This window comes from Bacillus sp. TH17, assembly GCF_016651125.1.
Classification (GTDB): Bacteria; Bacillota; Bacilli; order Bacillales; family Bacillaceae_G; genus Bacillus_A; species Bacillus_A mycoides.
In genome coordinates this window covers 1,238,521-1,255,802 of sequence record NZ_JAEKEN010000001.1, presented here as the reverse complement: position 1 = coordinate 1,255,802, position 17,282 = coordinate 1,238,521, and the positions used below count along the sequence as shown (strand labels likewise).

At 33.8% G+C, this 17,282-nt stretch carries 19 protein-coding genes and 3 pseudogenes; 5 read left to right on the top strand and 17 right to left on the bottom strand.

Going from position 1 to position 17,282, the window contains the following annotated elements:
* Positions 1-105 precede the first annotated feature (105 nt).
* Positions 106-829: pseudogene (locus JFT95_RS06335) on the top strand (sulfite exporter TauE/SafE family protein).
* Between the two features lie 201 nt (positions 830-1,030).
* On the opposite strand, the pseudogene JFT95_RS06330 reads toward JFT95_RS06335, so the two are convergent.
* From JFT95_RS06330 to JFT95_RS06310, 5 genes and pseudogenes are all read right to left on the bottom strand, one after another.
* Positions 1,031-1,641: pseudogene (locus JFT95_RS06330) on the bottom strand (PH domain-containing protein).
* Between the two features lies 1 nt (position 1,642).
* Complete coding sequence (locus JFT95_RS06325) at positions 1,643-2,188, bottom strand: sigma-70 family RNA polymerase sigma factor (protein ID WP_201051730.1); 546 nt, start codon at positions 2,186-2,188, stop codon at positions 1,643-1,645.
* Between the two features lie 175 nt (positions 2,189-2,363).
* The gene (gene nfsA / locus JFT95_RS06320) at positions 2,364-3,098 is read right to left on the bottom strand and encodes an oxygen-insensitive NADPH nitroreductase (protein ID WP_201051729.1); all 735 of its coding nucleotides are present in this window, start codon (positions 3,096-3,098) and stop codon (positions 2,364-2,366) included.
* Positions 3,099-3,287: 189 nt separating this feature from the next.
* Positions 3,288-3,605 (bottom strand): magnetosome magnetite crystal formation protein family, encoded by a 318-nt coding sequence (locus JFT95_RS06315; RefSeq protein WP_201051728.1) that lies wholly within the window; start codon positions 3,603-3,605, stop codon positions 3,288-3,290.
* 147 nt (positions 3,606-3,752) lie between these two features.
* Complete coding sequence (locus tag JFT95_RS06310; protein WP_306475273.1) at positions 3,753-4,289, bottom strand: YdcF family protein; 537 nt, start codon at positions 4,287-4,289, stop codon at positions 3,753-3,755.
* A 202-nt stretch (positions 4,290-4,491) separates the two neighbouring features.
* On the opposite strand from JFT95_RS06310, the gene JFT95_RS06305 reads away from it, so the two are divergent.
* Entirely contained in the window at positions 4,492-5,157 is a 666-nt protein-coding gene (locus JFT95_RS06305; protein WP_002011883.1) for a DUF421 domain-containing protein, read from the top strand.
* Between the two features lie 38 nt (positions 5,158-5,195).
* On the opposite strand, the gene JFT95_RS06300 is transcribed toward JFT95_RS06305, so the two are convergent.
* Both JFT95_RS06300 and JFT95_RS06295 read right to left on the bottom strand, forming a co-directional pair.
* Positions 5,196-6,551: an MATE family efflux transporter gene (locus JFT95_RS06300; protein WP_201053596.1), complete on the bottom strand. Its 1,356-nt coding sequence runs from the start codon at positions 6,549-6,551 to the stop codon at positions 5,196-5,198.
* 89 nt (positions 6,552-6,640) lie between these two features.
* Positions 6,641-7,471, bottom strand: coding sequence for a MerR family transcriptional regulator (locus JFT95_RS06295; RefSeq protein ID WP_201051726.1), 831 nt, complete (start codon positions 7,469-7,471; stop codon positions 6,641-6,643).
* Between the two features lie 268 nt (positions 7,472-7,739).
* Between JFT95_RS06295 and JFT95_RS06290 the strand changes: the two genes are divergently transcribed.
* Positions 7,740-8,903: a cation:proton antiporter gene (locus JFT95_RS06290; RefSeq protein WP_063217925.1), complete on the top strand. Its 1,164-nt coding sequence runs from the start codon at positions 7,740-7,742 to the stop codon at positions 8,901-8,903.
* A gap of 70 nt (positions 8,904-8,973) precedes the next feature.
* On the opposite strand, the gene JFT95_RS06285 is transcribed toward JFT95_RS06290, so the two are convergent.
* The 8 genes and pseudogenes from JFT95_RS06285 to JFT95_RS06250 form a co-directional block, all read right to left on the bottom strand.
* Positions 8,974-9,252, bottom strand: coding sequence for a DUF3986 family protein (locus JFT95_RS06285; protein ID WP_063217926.1), 279 nt, complete (start codon positions 9,250-9,252; stop codon positions 8,974-8,976).
* Positions 9,253-9,332: 80 nt separating this feature from the next.
* Complete coding sequence (locus tag JFT95_RS06280) at positions 9,333-10,682, bottom strand: aspartate aminotransferase family protein (RefSeq protein ID WP_002126530.1); 1,350 nt, start codon at positions 10,680-10,682, stop codon at positions 9,333-9,335.
* 189 nt (positions 10,683-10,871) lie between these two features.
* A complete protein-coding gene (locus JFT95_RS06275; protein ID WP_002011892.1) occupies positions 10,872-12,422 on the bottom strand; it encodes a solute symporter family protein in 1,551 nt (516 codons plus the stop codon).
* Positions 12,423-12,424: 2 nt separating this feature from the next.
* Positions 12,425-12,766, bottom strand: coding sequence for a DUF485 domain-containing protein (locus JFT95_RS06270; protein ID WP_000817375.1), 342 nt, complete (start codon positions 12,764-12,766; stop codon positions 12,425-12,427).
* 237 nt (positions 12,767-13,003) lie between these two features.
* A complete protein-coding gene (locus JFT95_RS06265; protein WP_002126527.1) occupies positions 13,004-13,633 on the bottom strand; it encodes a sterol desaturase family protein in 630 nt (209 codons plus the stop codon).
* A gap of 82 nt (positions 13,634-13,715) precedes the next feature.
* The gene (locus JFT95_RS06260) at positions 13,716-14,009 is read right to left on the bottom strand and encodes a cytoplasmic protein (protein WP_201051724.1); all 294 of its coding nucleotides are present in this window, start codon (positions 14,007-14,009) and stop codon (positions 13,716-13,718) included.
* A 19-nt stretch (positions 14,010-14,028) separates the two neighbouring features.
* Positions 14,029-14,660, bottom strand: a pseudogene (locus JFT95_RS06255) (LysE family transporter).
* Between the two features lie 139 nt (positions 14,661-14,799).
* Positions 14,800-15,528: a YqcI/YcgG family protein gene (locus tag JFT95_RS06250; protein WP_201051722.1), complete on the bottom strand. Its 729-nt coding sequence runs from the start codon at positions 15,526-15,528 to the stop codon at positions 14,800-14,802.
* 260 nt (positions 15,529-15,788) lie between these two features.
* On the opposite strand from JFT95_RS06250, the gene cspB reads away from it, so the two are divergent.
* Entirely contained in the window at positions 15,789-15,986 is a 198-nt protein-coding gene (gene cspB, locus JFT95_RS06245) for a cold shock-like protein CspB (RefSeq protein WP_002011904.1), read from the top strand.
* A 119-nt stretch (positions 15,987-16,105) separates the two neighbouring features.
* Positions 16,106-16,354 carry a DUF2564 family protein gene (locus tag JFT95_RS06240; protein WP_201051720.1) on the top strand — a complete coding sequence of 83 codons (249 nt, stop codon included), beginning with the start codon at positions 16,106-16,108 and terminating at the stop codon, positions 16,352-16,354.
* Positions 16,355-16,387: 33 nt separating this feature from the next.
* Here the strand turns inward: JFT95_RS06240 and JFT95_RS06235 are convergent, their stop codons facing one another.
* Together JFT95_RS06235 and JFT95_RS06230 are read right to left on the bottom strand one after the other, a co-directional pair.
* The gene (locus JFT95_RS06235) at positions 16,388-16,564 is read right to left on the bottom strand and encodes a zinc-finger domain-containing protein (RefSeq protein WP_002011906.1); all 177 of its coding nucleotides are present in this window, start codon (positions 16,562-16,564) and stop codon (positions 16,388-16,390) included.
* A 12-nt stretch (positions 16,565-16,576) separates the two neighbouring features.
* The gene (locus JFT95_RS06230) at positions 16,577-17,236 is read right to left on the bottom strand and encodes a ribonuclease H family protein (protein WP_061675156.1); all 660 of its coding nucleotides are present in this window, start codon (positions 17,234-17,236) and stop codon (positions 16,577-16,579) included.
* Positions 17,237-17,282: the final 46 nt, after the last annotated feature.

Genomic DNA, 17,282 nt, shown 5'->3' with positions numbered 1-17,282 from the left:
GTGGTGTGGGCTAATAATCAGTGGGGGATGAACAAAACCCCCACTGATTAAAATTTCACTTTATGTTAAAATATTTATTGAATCTGATTATGTAGGGGGGCTATTTTGGAGATTATATTCATTTTCATATGTATTATATTAGTAGCTTCTATTTTACAAACAAGTACAGGTTTTGGCTTTTCTATTATGGCAACACCTTTCTTACTCATGTTATTTCTACCACAAGAAGCTATACAAATAAATATCATTTTATCATTAATTATTTCCATATCACTCATTTGGAAAATAAGAATGGACATTGATTTTATTCTACTGAAAAGATTAATTTTCGGAAGTATAGTTGGTGTTCCTTTTGGTATTTTAATTTTCATTTCCATTAACATCAATACATTTAAATTAACAATTAGCATCCTGCTCTTACTATTAACGTTGATGCTAATATGCAACTTTAAGATTAAATCAACAAAATCTAGAGATTTCTTAGTGGGTGGATTATCCGGTCTTTTAACGACAAGTATCGGTATGCCAGGCCCCCCTGTTACTTTACTTTACAGGAACTGATACAAAAAAAGAGAAGTTAAGAGCAACTACATTGGCTTTTTATCTGTTTATATATTTCATTAGTCTAGTAATTCAAATACTCTTTACTGGCACAAACAAAACAATTTGGGAATCAAGTTTTTATGCAATTCCAATTGTATTTTTAGGTTTGTTTATAGGCCAAATTATTTTCAAATGGCTTAATCAACGGATTTTTAAAATATTTACATATATCCTTTTGAGTTGCACCGGTATTTATCTCCTTATTGAAAGTTTGAACTTGTTATAGAGGGTGCTTTAGATAGTGCACAATAATAGATAGGTTCAAACGAAATTATTGCTGTATTTTCAAGTGCGATGGGGCATTCTATATCAAAACTTAAATAACTTTATTGGCAGTTTACAATTAGCAATAATCGTTCTTTCATAAGACAAATATTTTAAATCGAATACTAAATAAAACGATAAAAAGCGGCTATTATGCCGCTTTTTACATTAAATATTTTATAAAGCAAAGACCTGCACTTACTATCACAAATATATTAAAGAATAAGAAAAACCCTTTTTCAAAATCTGTATACTTTTCTACTTTTACTCCGCGTTTTTTTAACTCCATAACTATCATTGCAACTTCACGTGCATACTCAATACTTCCAAATTGTATATGAGTGTTATTATATTTAATCCCAAAGACATTTTTCATTTTTTTATGTTGCGAAATGGATTGTATATCCTCTATTGGCATGCTATGTTCATTTGTTTTTTTAAAATAACAATCTAATCCTTTCATAATCACTCTTTTATTTGTTAAAACGATATAATAATAAAAAGTAGCTCCTACGTAATATATATTTGGTATTACTTTATTATTTGCCATATATCCTTCGTCTACTAACAGTTCCTTCTCAATTTCTTCACCAGCTTGTAATTCGTTGTGAATTGACTCTTCCAACATTTGTAAAGTTATTTTTTTAATAACTCTCCATTTCTCACATAATACTTATTTATATTTATAGAATCATTCGCTTCTTTCTCTAAACGTGTAATTTCTTCTTCTGAATATTGGAACTCATTTAACATCGATAATAATCTTTTATCCATATTACACACTCCCTTTCCACAGTTTTTGAAGTTTTTTCTTTCCACGAGAAATTCGATTGTATATATAGTCAGCCGTTACTTTTAATTCTTTCGCAATATCGTCAATGGAATACCCATCAATATACCTCTTTAAAAAGATATGCGGATCCTTTGTATTTAAATCTTGTACGAGTTCCATAATCTCTTCTTCTTGTTCTATTTCATACCTATCATGGATACTTGTATCTATTTCTACGTCTTTATCGATTTTATTCTCTTTATATACTTTCTTTTTATATTCCAATGCCTTTAATTTAGTAATACCAATCATCCAAGATTTTAAGTTTCCCTTTTCTATATCAAATTGGTCGATATGAAACCAAATGACAGTAAATACATCGTTATAACAATCATCTACATATTGTTTCTCAATAGGGGTACTTAATGATTTATGAATAATGTATAAAATTAATTTTCCATATTGATCAATGACTTCTTTCAAAGCATCTTGATCACATTTTTTCATAGCTATAATTAAATCCTCTTCAGAATCAAAAATCATAAACATCTTCCTTCCTCAGTTCCCCTTTAGCAGCTGCTTTTACTTACTATTGGCATTTCATTCTCATTTTCTATCACTTTTGTAAAAATTTATTAATTTTTATTTCTATGTATATGATAGCAAAAAAAATACATTTCTCCTCCAAAAAAGACAAACCCGCATTACAGGTTTGCCTTTTTACTTATTTCTTATTTAATCCTTTTTCATTTAAAAACTCTTTCATATGCATTCTTTTCTCTTTGGACATAAATGAACTCATTGATTCTGTCCATGTTATGTTTTTTTGATTTGATGATCTTTCTTTGTAATACGCACTCATCGTTTCATCATATTCGTTTAATAATTCATCATATTTCTTTTCATCGTATCCATTTTCATGAAGAATGGCTGCTACCGGTAATCGTGGTTTTACTCCATGCTCTTCATCTGGTACGCCGACCGTCATTCCGAATACCGGATATACTTTATCCGGTAAATGAAGCAATTCACTCACTTCTTTCGGGTTATTACGAATTCCGCCAATATAACAAATGCCGTATCCTAATGATTCAGCTGCAAGTGCTAAGTTTTGTGCAAATAATGAGGCATCTACTGTTGCTACAATAAAGTCCTCTACTCCCTCATGTTTAATCTCTGTTCCATGTTTTTCACATGCCATTTCAAGTCGCTTTAGGTCTGCACAACAAACAAAGAATGCTGCGCAGTCTTTCACGTGACGATTCCCGGATAACTCAGCTAGTTTACCCTTTAGTTCTTGATCTGTTACATATATAAGAGAATACGCCTGTACAAAATGTGAGGAAGCCGCATGTTGTGCAGCTTGCACCATTCTTTCTACTATCTCTTTTGAAATTGGTTCTTCTTTATATTTACGAACTGAAACGTGTTGCTCCATTTTATGTATAATCTCATTCATGAAAATCACTCCTTTTTTCTCTTCATAATGAAAAATTACCATATCTTTTTCATTATTCACAACTTATAAGCACAAAAAGAGCAATTCTTTTCGAATTGCTCTTTTTTAATGTTTATTAATACGGTATATGAAATTATATCGACGTTTTGGCAAATAACGACGAATTTATATGCTGTTATGCAATGCTTGTTAAGCTGCTTTCAACACTTTAATACCTTTAACAATATTCCAAATGAAGTAGTAAATCCCTACAAGAATAAACACTGCATACGTTATAACCATCCCAATTCCAACGCTCTCAGACTGATTGAAACTTAAACCGTATACTCCTGACACTGCTAATCCTCCAAATAAAATTGCGTATGGGAAAACATGTGACCAAAATGCTTTTTTTGCGTGGTATTTCACTTCATCTTCCGCAACGAAGTACACGATAATTGGTAGTAAAAATGGTGCAAAAAAGATACTAAAGTAACATAACGAAGATAAAATATTATTTCCTTTCATCCGATTCACCTCTAAAGTTTTTTGTTACCTTCATTATGTCAGGAAACCTTTCCAGAAACTATCGCTTTACCTTTCATGAACATGACATTTTTGTAAGATTTCCCTCGAAATAAATCCCGCCTCAAATTTCGGGCGGGATCACTTTCACTATATTCGATTCATAAACCAATATTGCGTAATCGCTAAATATTCTCGTACATTCGATGGAATGATAATTGGCTTCGGTGTTTTGGCCGGAAGCCCTTCTAATTGCAAACCTTGTTTTGCAGCTATTTTTTTCGCTCTAAACATATGGAAATCGTTTGTTACGATCATACCTTTTTTCATATTGGCTGGAATTAACGGTTTTGAGAATTTAATATTTTCATCTGTGCTCGTCGACTTATCTTCCATTATAATGCGGTCTTCTGCAATATTTTGTTTCATTAATCCTTGTTTCATCGCTAATGCTTCTGTAATATCTTCACCTTTTCCTTGGCCTCCAGATACAATAGCAATTGTTTTATCATGTAATTTTAAATACTCAGCTGCTTTATCAATACGATATTGCAATGAATACGAAGGTTTTGTTCCATTTACTTTCGATCCTAGTACAATTATATAATCCGCATCATCAATTGCATTCATATGCCCATGCTTATAAATGTTATATTGTAAAAACCCCGCATATACGGCGCAAATCATTATAACAACTAAAATATACTTGATTATTTTCTTCTTTCTCATATCCATATACCCCTATTTCCTTTACTTCCTTCATCATAATATCCATTTATTCGTTTGTATACAGACAAATTCCAATTAACCCTAATTTATCCTCCAAAAGGTAATATTTCTATTAATTTCGGGAATAGTAAGTACAACTTCGCACGAAGGAGTGTCCCTATTGCTTCTCTTTTTATGTAACGTATCATTCTTTTTTATCTTATTTTTACTATCACTTAAGCTACTTGGTAAATCTGCATTAGCACAACTAACTCCTCATGATTTTGGGGCTATTATCTTTTTATCTTATTTAGCTTTTCAAGCCATACCAGTCGCTGGTGCTTTACAAGCATTTCTCGGTATGGTCGTTATTACATGTTTGCATTTGCTTCTTACAAAATTAAGCCTACTCAACAAACTAAATCGTTTTATTCTCGGCCACCCCATTATTTTAATTAAACATGGTGATATTATTTTTGAGAACTTACAAAAAAGTAGATATCCGATCCCTGAATTGCTTTCTAACCTTCGCGTCGCAGGATATCCAAGTGTTCATGAAATTGAGTATGCGATATTAGAAGCGAATGGAGCTATTAGTATTTTACCAAAAAGAGAACTTGTGCCTCTGACTCCAAAAGATATGAATATAAATGTTAAGTATGCAGGCTTACCAATTGCTCTTATCGTTGATTCACAAATTCAATACGATAACTTAAAATTAATCCATAAAAATGAAAAGTGGTTACATGCAGAGTTAATGGAGAAAGGCGTTACCAATATTAAAAATGTGGCTTTCGCTTCTGTGCAGGAGACAGATGGATCTTTTGCGATTAGTTTAAAAGAATGAAAAAAAATCCCCTTACTTGTTCAAGGGGATTTTCTTCACTATATTGCTTTTTTCTCTCTCGCCATGTTTAACGGAACAGGATGTTTCATACGATTCATCGTAAATACGATAATTGCTGTCAATACTTCCGCTACTGGCATAACGAGCCAAATTCCGTTTATACCAAATACTTTTGGCATAATCCATAACAACGGGATAACAAATAGTAAACCTCGGCTCATTATTATAAGTACTGATTTTTTCGTTTGTCGCACTGATTGGAAGTACTCTCCATATACAATGTTATAGCCTAAAAATACATATTGAATAAAGAATAAACTAATACCTGTTAACGTTAACTCCAGTAGTTCTGGCGATTGAACATTAAATAAACCTATAATATATTTCCCGAAGAATAAACCGACAACAATTGCAATACCTCCGAGTACAAGCGCAATTTTCACAGCAAACTGTAATCCTTCACGCAATCTTTCTGATAAGTTTGCACCGTAATGGAAACTAGCGATTGGTTGTAATGCTGCACCAACACCGAATAATAATAATAATGTCATTGCATGAATACTATTCACCATCGCATAGGAAGCGACTCCTATTTCTCCTGCATATTGAACGAATGCAATGTTAAAACCGATCGTTACGATTGCAACTGTACTTTCTGCTGTAAAGCTTGGGAAACCGATCACCATAATTTGTTTAACCGTATCCCATTCAAAGTGGAATTTCGTCCATTTTAAAATACTACTTTTTCTAAAGAAGTGAGTTAATAATACAAGAAAACCAATTGCTGCCGAAAGAATAGTCGCTGAAGCAGCACCAGTTACACCCCATCCAAAGATGAAAATAAAAATATAGTCGAACACTATATTTAATACAGCCGTTACAACAAGACCTGCCATTGCTAAATTAGGATTTCCGTCATTTCGTATAAATGTACTTAAAATATTTTCTAAAACGTATATCATTCCAAATGTTAATAACACCTGTAAATAGTCTAATGCGTATGGTAAAATCACTTCATTCGCACCAAATAAATATGCTAAATCTTCTATTCTCCATAAGCAAATAGCCGCTAAAATGCCTACGATAATAACTGCCACTGTCATAGATTGAGTAAAGATAGACCTTGCTCTTTCCAGTTTATTTTCACCTAGTGCAATGGAATATAGCGTTGCTCCGCCCATTCCAATCCATAATGAAATAGAGAAGAAAATTGAAAATGCTGGAATAGCTACGTTTACTCCGGCTAAACCGTTCGCTCCAACTCCTCTACTAATCATGACTGCATCAATCACAATATTAACCGACATTAATACCATCCCAAGAACAGCTGGTATTAAATACGTAATAAATAAACTTTTAATTGGTTTTTCTCTTAATTTTTCTGTTGTTTCCATCATATAAATGCTCCTTTTTCAATCCTCTGTTCACAGTTTAAACCTTCAAGTTACTTGAAGGTCAATAGAGAATCGAAAAATATATAAGCCTATTTTTTAACAACGGGTATTTGAATTTCCGTTACTTGCTCCTTCGGATTTTCTGTTACGGACCAATCAATTAATGCAAGTTCCAGTGCATCTCCGCACACTTCATATCCTTCGTTATCAATGTGCTTTAATAATTCCGTATACGTTGCGTCTGTTTCTTCATATGGTCCATGGTGATAAGAACAGGCAAATATCCCTTCTTTTATTTCATCTGAAGTATGCGCTTCAAAAGGCATGTAATCCAATAAAATAAACACACTGTTATATGCTTGAAACTCATTTTGCATTAATGCTTTTTTTGAAACTGTTACACCGATATCACCTGAAAATAAACTATTATCAATTTGCTTCATATTTTTTTGCAACGAATGGATATAATATTCAAACATATCATCCGTTGTATTTGGTGCAACTGCAATTGCTGTAATTTTTCGTTTCGGTATCTTTTTATAAATAATTTGATTTGCTTCAGATTTCATCGCTTTCTTCATTAAATGGATTTTATGTTCCATTTTTGCCAAAGCATACTCGATTTCTCTTTGTTTTTTCAGCATCATTTCTTGTTGTTTTTCAAGTAAATTCAGCGCATAAGATGGATTTCGTTCATCAATATATTTCTTTATTTCCTTTAACGGGATGTTCAATTGGCGTAAAAATTTAATCGTATCTAATAGTGAAAACTGATCAATTGTGTAATAACGATAATTGGTTTGAGGGTCAACAATTGACGGATGAAAAATCCCTTTTTCATCATAATAACGTAATGTAGATTCCGCTATATTATGCATTTTCGCCATTTCCCCAATTCTAAAACGTTGATTTAATAACATTTTTCTTTCTCCATTCATTATATGTAAACTTTATTACTTCCTATTATATATCTATATCCCCCGTTTCTAAAACGAATCCTCTCATGAAAATCTGCTATTTTTTCATTGATTTTTAATAAATTTTATTATATATTAATTACAGGTTCAAATTACAAGTTCAAAAGAACTCGTAATCAGACCCTTTGTTTAATGGATCTTTACATATTATCATTAGGCAAATTCCGAGAAATCGTATGATAAAAATAAAAAATGATGAGGAGAGGATCAAATGGAATTCGAATTTTTCTTTCAGATTGCACTTATTTTATTAAGTACAAAGCTCGCTGGTGACCTTAGTGTTAGATTAGGTCAACCTTCTGTACTCGGTAAATTAATTGTTGGTATCGTTATCGGTCCAGCTATATTCGGATGGATTGAAAATTCAGAGCTTCTAACACAATTAAGTAATGTCGGAGTTATTCTTTTAATGTTTATGGCAGGACTTGAAACAGACTTAGAAGAATTAAACGCAAATCGTAATTCTTCTTTAGCTGTTGCACTTGGAGGTATCGTTCTTCCATTCGTAGGTGGTTACGTTGCCGGTCTTGTTGTCGGTATGGAACAAGGGAATGCTGTCTTTTTAGGATTACTTCTATGTGCAACAAGTGTTAGTATTTCCGTTCAAACACTTCGTGATTTAGGTAAAATGAAAACACGTGAAAGTACGACGATGCTTGGAGCCGCTGTATTTGATGACATTCTTGTTGTTATTTTATTAGCATTTGCAATGAGCTTCTTAGGCACAGATGACGTTAACTTAACAATGATTATCTTGAAGAAAGTAGTATTCTTTGCTTCTATCATTTTAATTGGTTGGAAAGGTGTTCCAGCAATCATGCGTTGGTTATCACCGCTTCGCGTATCTGAGTCTATCGTTAGTGCTGCGCTTATCATCTGTTTCTCATTCGCATACTTCGGCGAACTATTAGGAATTGCTGGTATTATCGGTGCTTTCGCAGCTGGTATCGCTATTTCTCAAACGAACTACAAACATGAAGTAGAAAAGAAAGTAGAACCAATTGCCTACGCTATGTTCGTTCCAGTATTCTTTGTTAGTATCGGTATGAATATTACATTTGACGGTATTGGCGATCAAATTTGGTTCATCTTAGCATTAACAGTAATCGCTGTATTCACAAAACTAATCGGTTGTGGATTCGGTGCACGAATGACTGGATTTGATGCAAAGTCTTCTGCAATTATCGGTGCTGGTATGGTTTCTCGTGGTGAAGTTGCACTTATCATCGCAGGAACAGGACTTTCTTCTGGCCTATTAGCACAAGATTACTTTACAGCAATCGTTATCGTAGTTATTTTAACAACGATGATTACACCACCAATGTTAAAATACACTTTTGGTGCAAAAGATAAAGCAGTGAAAGCAAGTAAATAGTAAATAAGCTTTCTACAATAAAAAGAGATTACTATCTTATAAGATAGTAATCTCTTTTTTCATTTTATCTTTAAACAATTCCATTCTTTTTTAACCAGTTTTCAAACATAGTTCGTGCTTCTTCATCATCCATATCATTACTAAATGAATACACCATAATGCCGTAATCATCTATATATTCACCTAGTTTCATTTCCTCCACTTTTTTATAAAAGTCGTCTGCCTCATAGTGCGGAATATAAGCATCCCAAACTGGTTCATTTATTCTTTTGTACGCCGTCACTTCTAAATCATATCCATCTTCATAATATCCGATGTGATAATGTTTACTAGGGTCATATTTCTCCATTAATATCCCTTCCTTTAAAAAGCTATCCTATTTCACGTAATAAACAAAAGCGAGCTGTATATTACAGCTCGCTCAATTAATTAAATACGCTCCATCGCCGTCTTCAACGTACCAACAACGAAAGCAATTTCTTCACTTGATATAACGAGCGGCGGTGCCAATGTTAAGACATTATTATATCCTGCTGTTGTCATACCGTTACGCCCAATAATGAGCCCTTTTTCTTTACAAGCATTTACAACACTTGCAATTTTGTCATTATCAATTGGTTCTTTCGTCGCTTTATCATTTACTAGTTCGATTCCAACTAATAACCCTTTCCCTCTAATATTTCCAACAAGCGGATGTGCCCCAATTTCTTCTTTTAATTGATTTAATAAAAGTGAACCCATTTGTGCAGAGCGCTCAATTAAATTTTCATTTTCCATAATCTCTAAGTTTTTAAGCGCTAATGCACAAGCCGCTGGATTTCCACCAAATGTATTAATATGGCGGAAGAATTCATATTCTCCTGTTCCTTTAAATGCCTCATAAATTTCTTTTTTTACAGCTGTTGCTGATAATGGTAAATATGCGCTCGTAATACCTTTTGCCATCGTAACGATATCAGGCTTAACGTCATAGTTCATAAACCCAAATGCTTTTCCTGTACGCCCGAAACCACAAATAACTTCATCACTTATAAGTAGTGCTCCGTGTTTTTGACATGTTTCGTGAATTGCTTTCATATAGTCTTGTGGTGGCATTAAAATACCTCCGCCTGTAATAATTGGCTCCATAATAAATGCTGCTATCGTTTCACTTAATTCCCATGTCATAACACGATCTACTTCTTTTACGCATTCTACATCATAAATATTTTGTGATTCCATTTCTGGCATGCGGTAACAATCTGGAGGCGTTACATGTAAAAAACCTGAAGCGAATGGCTCATATTGGTATCTACGCTGTGCTTGTCCAGTCGCTGCCATCGTCGCCATTGTGTTTCCATGATAACCACGATAACGCGACATAAATTTGTAACGATGCGGTTCACCTTTTTGAGCATAATATTGTCTTGCTATTTTAAAAGCGGTTTCATTCGCTTCTGATCCACTATTAGAGAAGAAAATAACATACTCTCCACCAAGCCACTCGTTTAACTTTTCAGCGAGCTTAATTGCTGGTTCATGTGATTGTGACATCGGAAAATATGATAATGTTTGCAATTGCTTATAAGCTGCCTCTGCAAGCTCTTTTCTTCCATATCCGCTATTTACACACCAAAGACCACTCATACCATCTAAGTATCTTTTTCCTTGTATATCTTCAACCCAGCACCCTTCTGCTTTTGCCCCTACCATTGTACTACTTGGACTAAAGGGACGCATTCCGTGCCACACATATTGCTCATCTTTTGCTAATAATTCATCGGTTTGTTTTGTCTTCATCATTTCTTCCACCTTCCATAACAACTTATTTTTCACAAAGCTGCGCTGGTGCCATGATGAGTTAAATTTCTCCCTGCCTATTTTCATTCCACAAACACAAGACAAATCCTACCAAAATTAAAGTAATATTTATAAGAAAATGTCAAAAGAAAGAGGAGCTTTTCTTATATTTCGAAAAGCTCCTCTTTTTTAATGCGAAGATGCATCACTAATACCATGACCAGTATTAGATTTCACAAGAATTTCATCAAATTTCGCTGCATCTTCTTTCTTACTAGAGAAAACAGTTCCTAAATATGCTGCAAGAAACCCGAGTGGGATCGAAATAATTCCAGGTGTCGTATATGGGAATATCGCTTCCCCAACAAAAATAGCTTTTCCAGCTACTGGGTTCCAAACATTTGGACTTAACGCTACAAGAACAATCGCTGATACAAGACCAACAATCATACCAGAAATTGCTCCTGTTGTATTAAAACGCTTCCAATAGATTGTAAATAATATAACCGGTAAATTTGCACTCGCTGCAACCGCAAATGCTAGTGATACTAAAAATGCTACGTTTAATGTTTGAGCAAATAAAGCAAGTATAATAGATACTATCGCTACTCCAATAGACGCATAACGAGCCATTGACACTTGCTCTTTTTCCGTTGATTTTCCTTTACGGATAATCTCATTATAAAAATCATGCGCGAATGCTGATGCTGCTGTTAACACAAGTCCTGCTACTACAGCTAAAATAGTTGCAAAAGCAATTGCTGATACGAAAGCAAATAAGAAATCTCCGCCTAATGCTTTTGCTAATAAAGGTGCTGCCATATTACCAGCAGGGTTTGCTTTAATAATCGCCTCATTTCCTACAAACGCTGCTGCTCCAAACCCTAAGAAAATTGTCATAATATAAAACGCGCCAATTAACCACGTCGCATATACAACAGATTGACGTGCAGTTTTTGCATCACGTACTGTAAAAAAGCGGACAAGAATATGTGGTAATCCCGCTGTACCAAGGACTAGTCCTAAATTTAAAGAAAGTGTATCAAGACCATCCTTATACTTTACTCCTGGATTTAAAAACGAATCTTTTAATGGAGTAGCTGTTTTCATGTGAGCGAACATTTCAGTCACACTGAAATTAAATTTGGAGAAAACGATAACAGAAATAATAAATGTCCCTGCCATAAGTAGTACAGCCTTTACAATTTGAACCCAGCTCGTAGCTGTCATTCCTCCAAAAATAACATACACAGTCATAAGTGTACCTACGATTAATACAGATGTTGTATATTCAATACCTAATAATAGTTTAATAAGTGCACCCGCACCAACTAATTGTGCAATCATATAAAAAATTGAAATCGTCATCGTATTAAGCGCTGCTATACCACGAACTTTTTTCGCATCAAAACGTGCCGCAATCATATCCGCTAACGTGTACTTCCCTAAATTTCTAAGCGGTTCTGCGACAAGATATAGAACAACTAAATAAGCAACTAAAAAGCCAATACTATAAAAGAACCCATCAAACCCAGTTAACGCTATCGCTCCGGCTATACCAAGAAATGACGCAGCAGACATGTAATCCCCAGCAATAGCCAGACCATTTTGCCAGCCAGTTAATCCCCCTCCAGCCGTATAAAATTCACTCGCATTTTTCGTTTTTTTTGATGCAAAATAGGTTATGACGAGCGTACCAAGAACAATAATTAAAAATAGTGCAAACGCAGTAGTATTCAAATTCAGCCCCTCCCTTTTTGCATATCTTGCAGAATTTTTTGCGAAATTTCATCAAAGGATTCGGCTTTCTTGCTGTAAATCATACATAATGACCATGTCATAATAAATTGCGCAAAAGCAAATACCCATGCCCATGTCACATCACCAAACGCCGGTGTATTAAGCACCTTTGAATACGATGTTAAAATAGGTAGTGCTATAAAAAAACTTAAAAAGAAAATACTCATCGGAACGATAAACTTCTTTTTCGTATTTAATAACAATTGAAACTCTTCAGACTGAACAACTTCTGTATAGTTCACCTCATTTTGTAACTTACGTGCTGACGTATCATCTCGTTTCATTCTCTGGTCCCCTCTCTTAACTTAAAATACAATTCCTCCTTGCATACCTAAAGACTAAATTTTATAAATATTCAGAAACTTATTTTCATTTTAGACAATCCATACATTCCTGCAAAGATTTTTCGATAGACATTTTTCGTCATTTTCTCCTAAATTTTCAATATACTTTTTTAACATAAAATTTGATTGATTCGATTAAACTTTTATTCCCATTAAAATAGAAGAAAGAAGTAGTGCTTATCGCACTACTTCTTTCTTTGTCTCCTTTTCTAAATTACGAGCTGTTTCACTTAATTCAACGTCTTTTCCATCTTTAAGTGTTCTAAATATAAAATCGAATACTGGATTTGAAACTCCGAACCAAAACTTTTCATTTTTATAATGGTGTAATATGTGCTGTTTTTTTAGCCATCTTCCAAACTTAGTGAAGGGACGAATCGGTTTATGTGCAATATAATGTTTCCATTCATAAACGAGGAGCATGATAATCATTCCGATTCCGAATGAAAGTGTAACAGTAACACTTTTTGTAATACCATACGTTATAAGTAAATATATAGTAAAGCTAGGTATACTAAACCATACAGGCAAAAATAAAAGTTTTAAATCATCTGGATATACGTGATGATCATAATGTAATCTTCTTAACATTTTTAATAAAAATGCGTTTTTAGGCGGCTTTAAATGGAATAAAAAACGGTGCGTCATATATTCGTTAAACGTATAAAAAACAATCCCAAACATACACGCTAACATACCAATCCATGTGAAAAATTGCATTTTTAAAATAATAATAAAAATTAATAGAACACTATACATAATAACAATATCATGTTGTAAAAAAAACTCTTTCACCACTCTCTTCATCTTACTTCCCCCTTTTCCACAAAAACAGCCGCAACATATCGTTACGACCATTTTTTTCTATTTCATTCTTATTCTATTCACTTTACAAATTTGCCTGCTGTTCTATTGTCGAGAAAAAAGTGTTCGGACCAAATATATTTTGCTTCGGAATAATGTGTTCTACTGCAAACACTGTTACTTCTCCTCTTTGTACTTCTCCAATAATGAGACCAAATACTTCATGATTTACCGCAAACGTTGGTTGTTTCGTTTGCAGTAACCTTGCTGCATTTTTAAATACCGCTTCATATAGTGGATTCCTATCAGTAATTTCTTTTGGGATTTTTGGTGCTAAAGTGATGATAATTTCTTTTCCGTCAATAGTGGTTCGATACATAAAAATCTCCCCTTCAATCTTATATGAACAACTGTAAAGCTTTGTATGCAAAATGGATAGAATATCCTACTAAAATAATACCTGCTCCGGCTGTAATATAGCCAAGTGCTTTTTTCTTTAATAAAGTTCTTCCAAAATGTACAGAAAAAGCAATATTTAAATTCCACAAAATAATACCAACAATAATACAAAGACTGTACAAAAAGCTTCTTGTTTCGTTACCTTTGTAAGCAACGAGCTAAGTGTACTTCCATATATACCAAACCAAAAAACGAGATTTAATGGATTGGATATCGCAATTAGAAATCCTGCCATAAAAGATTGTTTAAGTCCACCTATCTCTTCTTGTTTATATTCCATATTAGAGTGAGAAATTCCTTGTTTTACACTTTGAAACCCTAAATAAAATAACAAGAAAAAACCAGCGCAATACATAAAAGCTTGTACATATGTATACATAAACACAGAAGATAAACCAAAATAAATAAGCAGCATAAACAAAATATCAGCAGTCATTCCTCCGATTCCAACAATCCACGCATGCCAAAATCCACGTTCAATTCCTCGTTTTAACATTTCAATATTAATCGGACCTACAGGTGCAGCTAATGAAATACCTAATACTATTTGTTGTATAATTGCTCCAAACATCACTCTATCCTTTCTACTTCTTTTACTATTAAGTAATGATGCAAATAAAGAAAATAGACTAGCTTTCATAAAAATTATTCACTAATACAATACCCTTTTTTATCCAAAATATGCAAAAGAGCCATCCAGTTGATGGCTCTTATTTCTCTACCCTATGATGAAAAGGACATTTACCTTTAATCGGCTCAATATCATCCCCTATGAAATATTGTTTCCATTCACGATGATTAGGATCGCCGTAGTGACTAACGTTAGGGTGCTTCGGCAACTGATCCCACTTTTCAACTCGTTCACGGACCATTTGTCTTGAATACGACCCTTTAGGACGATCTCCTTCTAATCCCTCGAAAATAGTTCGTGGCTGGAATCCAATAACGAGAGAATTTCCTAAATGCCTAGTCTTTCGCTGTTTATAAGCTGGCGCATTCCCAAATGCAAATATTGGTTCACCACCAAATGAAAATTCCCATAAATGATGGTCTGGATTTTTCGGGATTTGCTTTGGCCATAATTGATTATCTTGTTCATGCAAATATTGTAGTACTTTCCAAAAATAATCTCGATAATATTCGATTGATTTTTCTTCACATTCCGGTTCCACAAAAAGAAAAAATCCTCTTCTTACAATCGGCCGCTCTTTCATTAGCTCCAAAAAAGTTAACATTGTATTTGGCAAATGACTCCAATCATTATGAGAGAGAAATGAATAACGAAGTTCATTCTTCTTCAAAGCTGTTAAACCGAAATAACACGGGAAGGTTGGTTCTAACACGACACTCGAAAAATCATGAAATTCTTTTGCAACCCAATTCGGTATGTCGACTCTATTTTTCATCCCTTCATTATCTAATAAATAAGACTCATCCATTCTTTCACCTCATTATGTACAGCATTCACTTAAGAATATTACATACTCGGCTTGTCCTATACCTTTTTAAAAATTCAAGAAAAAATTAGTTCAAAATACAAAATTTTAAAAACGCTTACTTGACTAAATTCTACCAATTCATGTATATTTAAATTAATCATTTAGCAGAATATTCGAGAATATAGCATTTTTTATTTTTATTATTTTTTAATGAATTTCACTAAATGAAAAAAGGAATCGTTTTTAGGAGGAATTGTGACATGCAAGGAAAAGTAAAATGGTTTAACAATGAAAAAGGTTTTGGATTTATCGAAATGGAAGGCTCTGAAGATGTATTCGTACATTTCTCTGCTATTCAAAGCGACGGCTACAAAGCTTTAGAGGAAGGTCAAGAAGTATCTTTCGACATTACTGAAGGAAACCGTGGACCTCAAGCTGCTAACGTAGCAAAACTTTAATCCCACATATGACAGGAGGTTACCTTACTTGGTAACCTCCTTTGTTATTCCTTTGTATATTTCCGTTTTCCAGAGCAAAAACTATGTGAAATGCGCAAAATACAAAGGAGGCAATAACAATGGGATCACATGTAAATGATTTTGAAGAAGTAAAATTCCGTGTAGAAACTGCACAAAAAATGGTAGGTTCTGCAACAATTTCAATGGATCCAGACACATTAGAGCATGCCACTACTTCAGTAGAATCGGCTCGTTCTCAGCTTGAAATCATGAAATCCGTTGCAACGGATTTAGATGAGCCATTTCTAATGAATGAAGAAAAAAAATTAAGTAAATGCGAGCATCAATTACATGAAGCGAAGCACTAAAAAACATCCAGAGAAAATTCTCTGGATGTTTTTTTATGACAATTGCTCCCCATACTTTTTCAACTTCTCTCCAACCGTACATTGCCGTATACAAAAAGAATGGGCATAGTATTTACTATGATTTTTCCGATTATGTTCCTGCAGGAAACACCCTCCGCAATACGTTTCTAATAAGTCATTTACCTCTGTAATGAGTTGCTTCTTCTTCACGTGTGCACCTCTCTATTCGGTTATTTCTTTATGACTATCAATTGTCGTCCCTTCTAATGCTTGCGCTGCTAATTGATGTGCCTCTTTATTTTGTTTTCTAGATATCGGTTCACAAATAAGTTTTAATTTCATTTGCTTCGCTTTTTGTTCAATTTGATCTAAGTAATGATTTAAATGTTCATCATAGCAAGGCCATTCACCAGCTAATTGCTGCAGTACAACTTGAGAATCTCCACGAAGTGTAACTGCTTCATATTTAATTCCTAATTCCCCGAGTGTATTCATCCCGTATAATAATGCTGCATACTCGGCTTCGTTATTATCATATATGCCTTCTATGTATGCATTGCGACGAATTCGATAATTTGTATTTCCTTTTTTATAGTATACACATATACCAACCCCAGCTTCTTTCGTCTGTACATCATAACCACCATCAAAATAAACTTGAATTTCTTGCGGATCTTCCTCCACTTGCTTACTCAGCTTTTTCATTTCCTTTAATGACCATTCTGCATCCATTTCATCATAAAATGATAGTTCTTTCACTCTTCCTGTTTTCTCAAAATCCTCTGCAAATTGCAGTACATCTTCTATGTTCATATAATCTGTCGTTAATTCCGTCTGCAAACCGCGCTTCGTTTTATACAACCAATGAATTTTATATTTCATACTAGATTCCCCTTTTATAAGACTTCTTATATGTAGCCAGCTAATG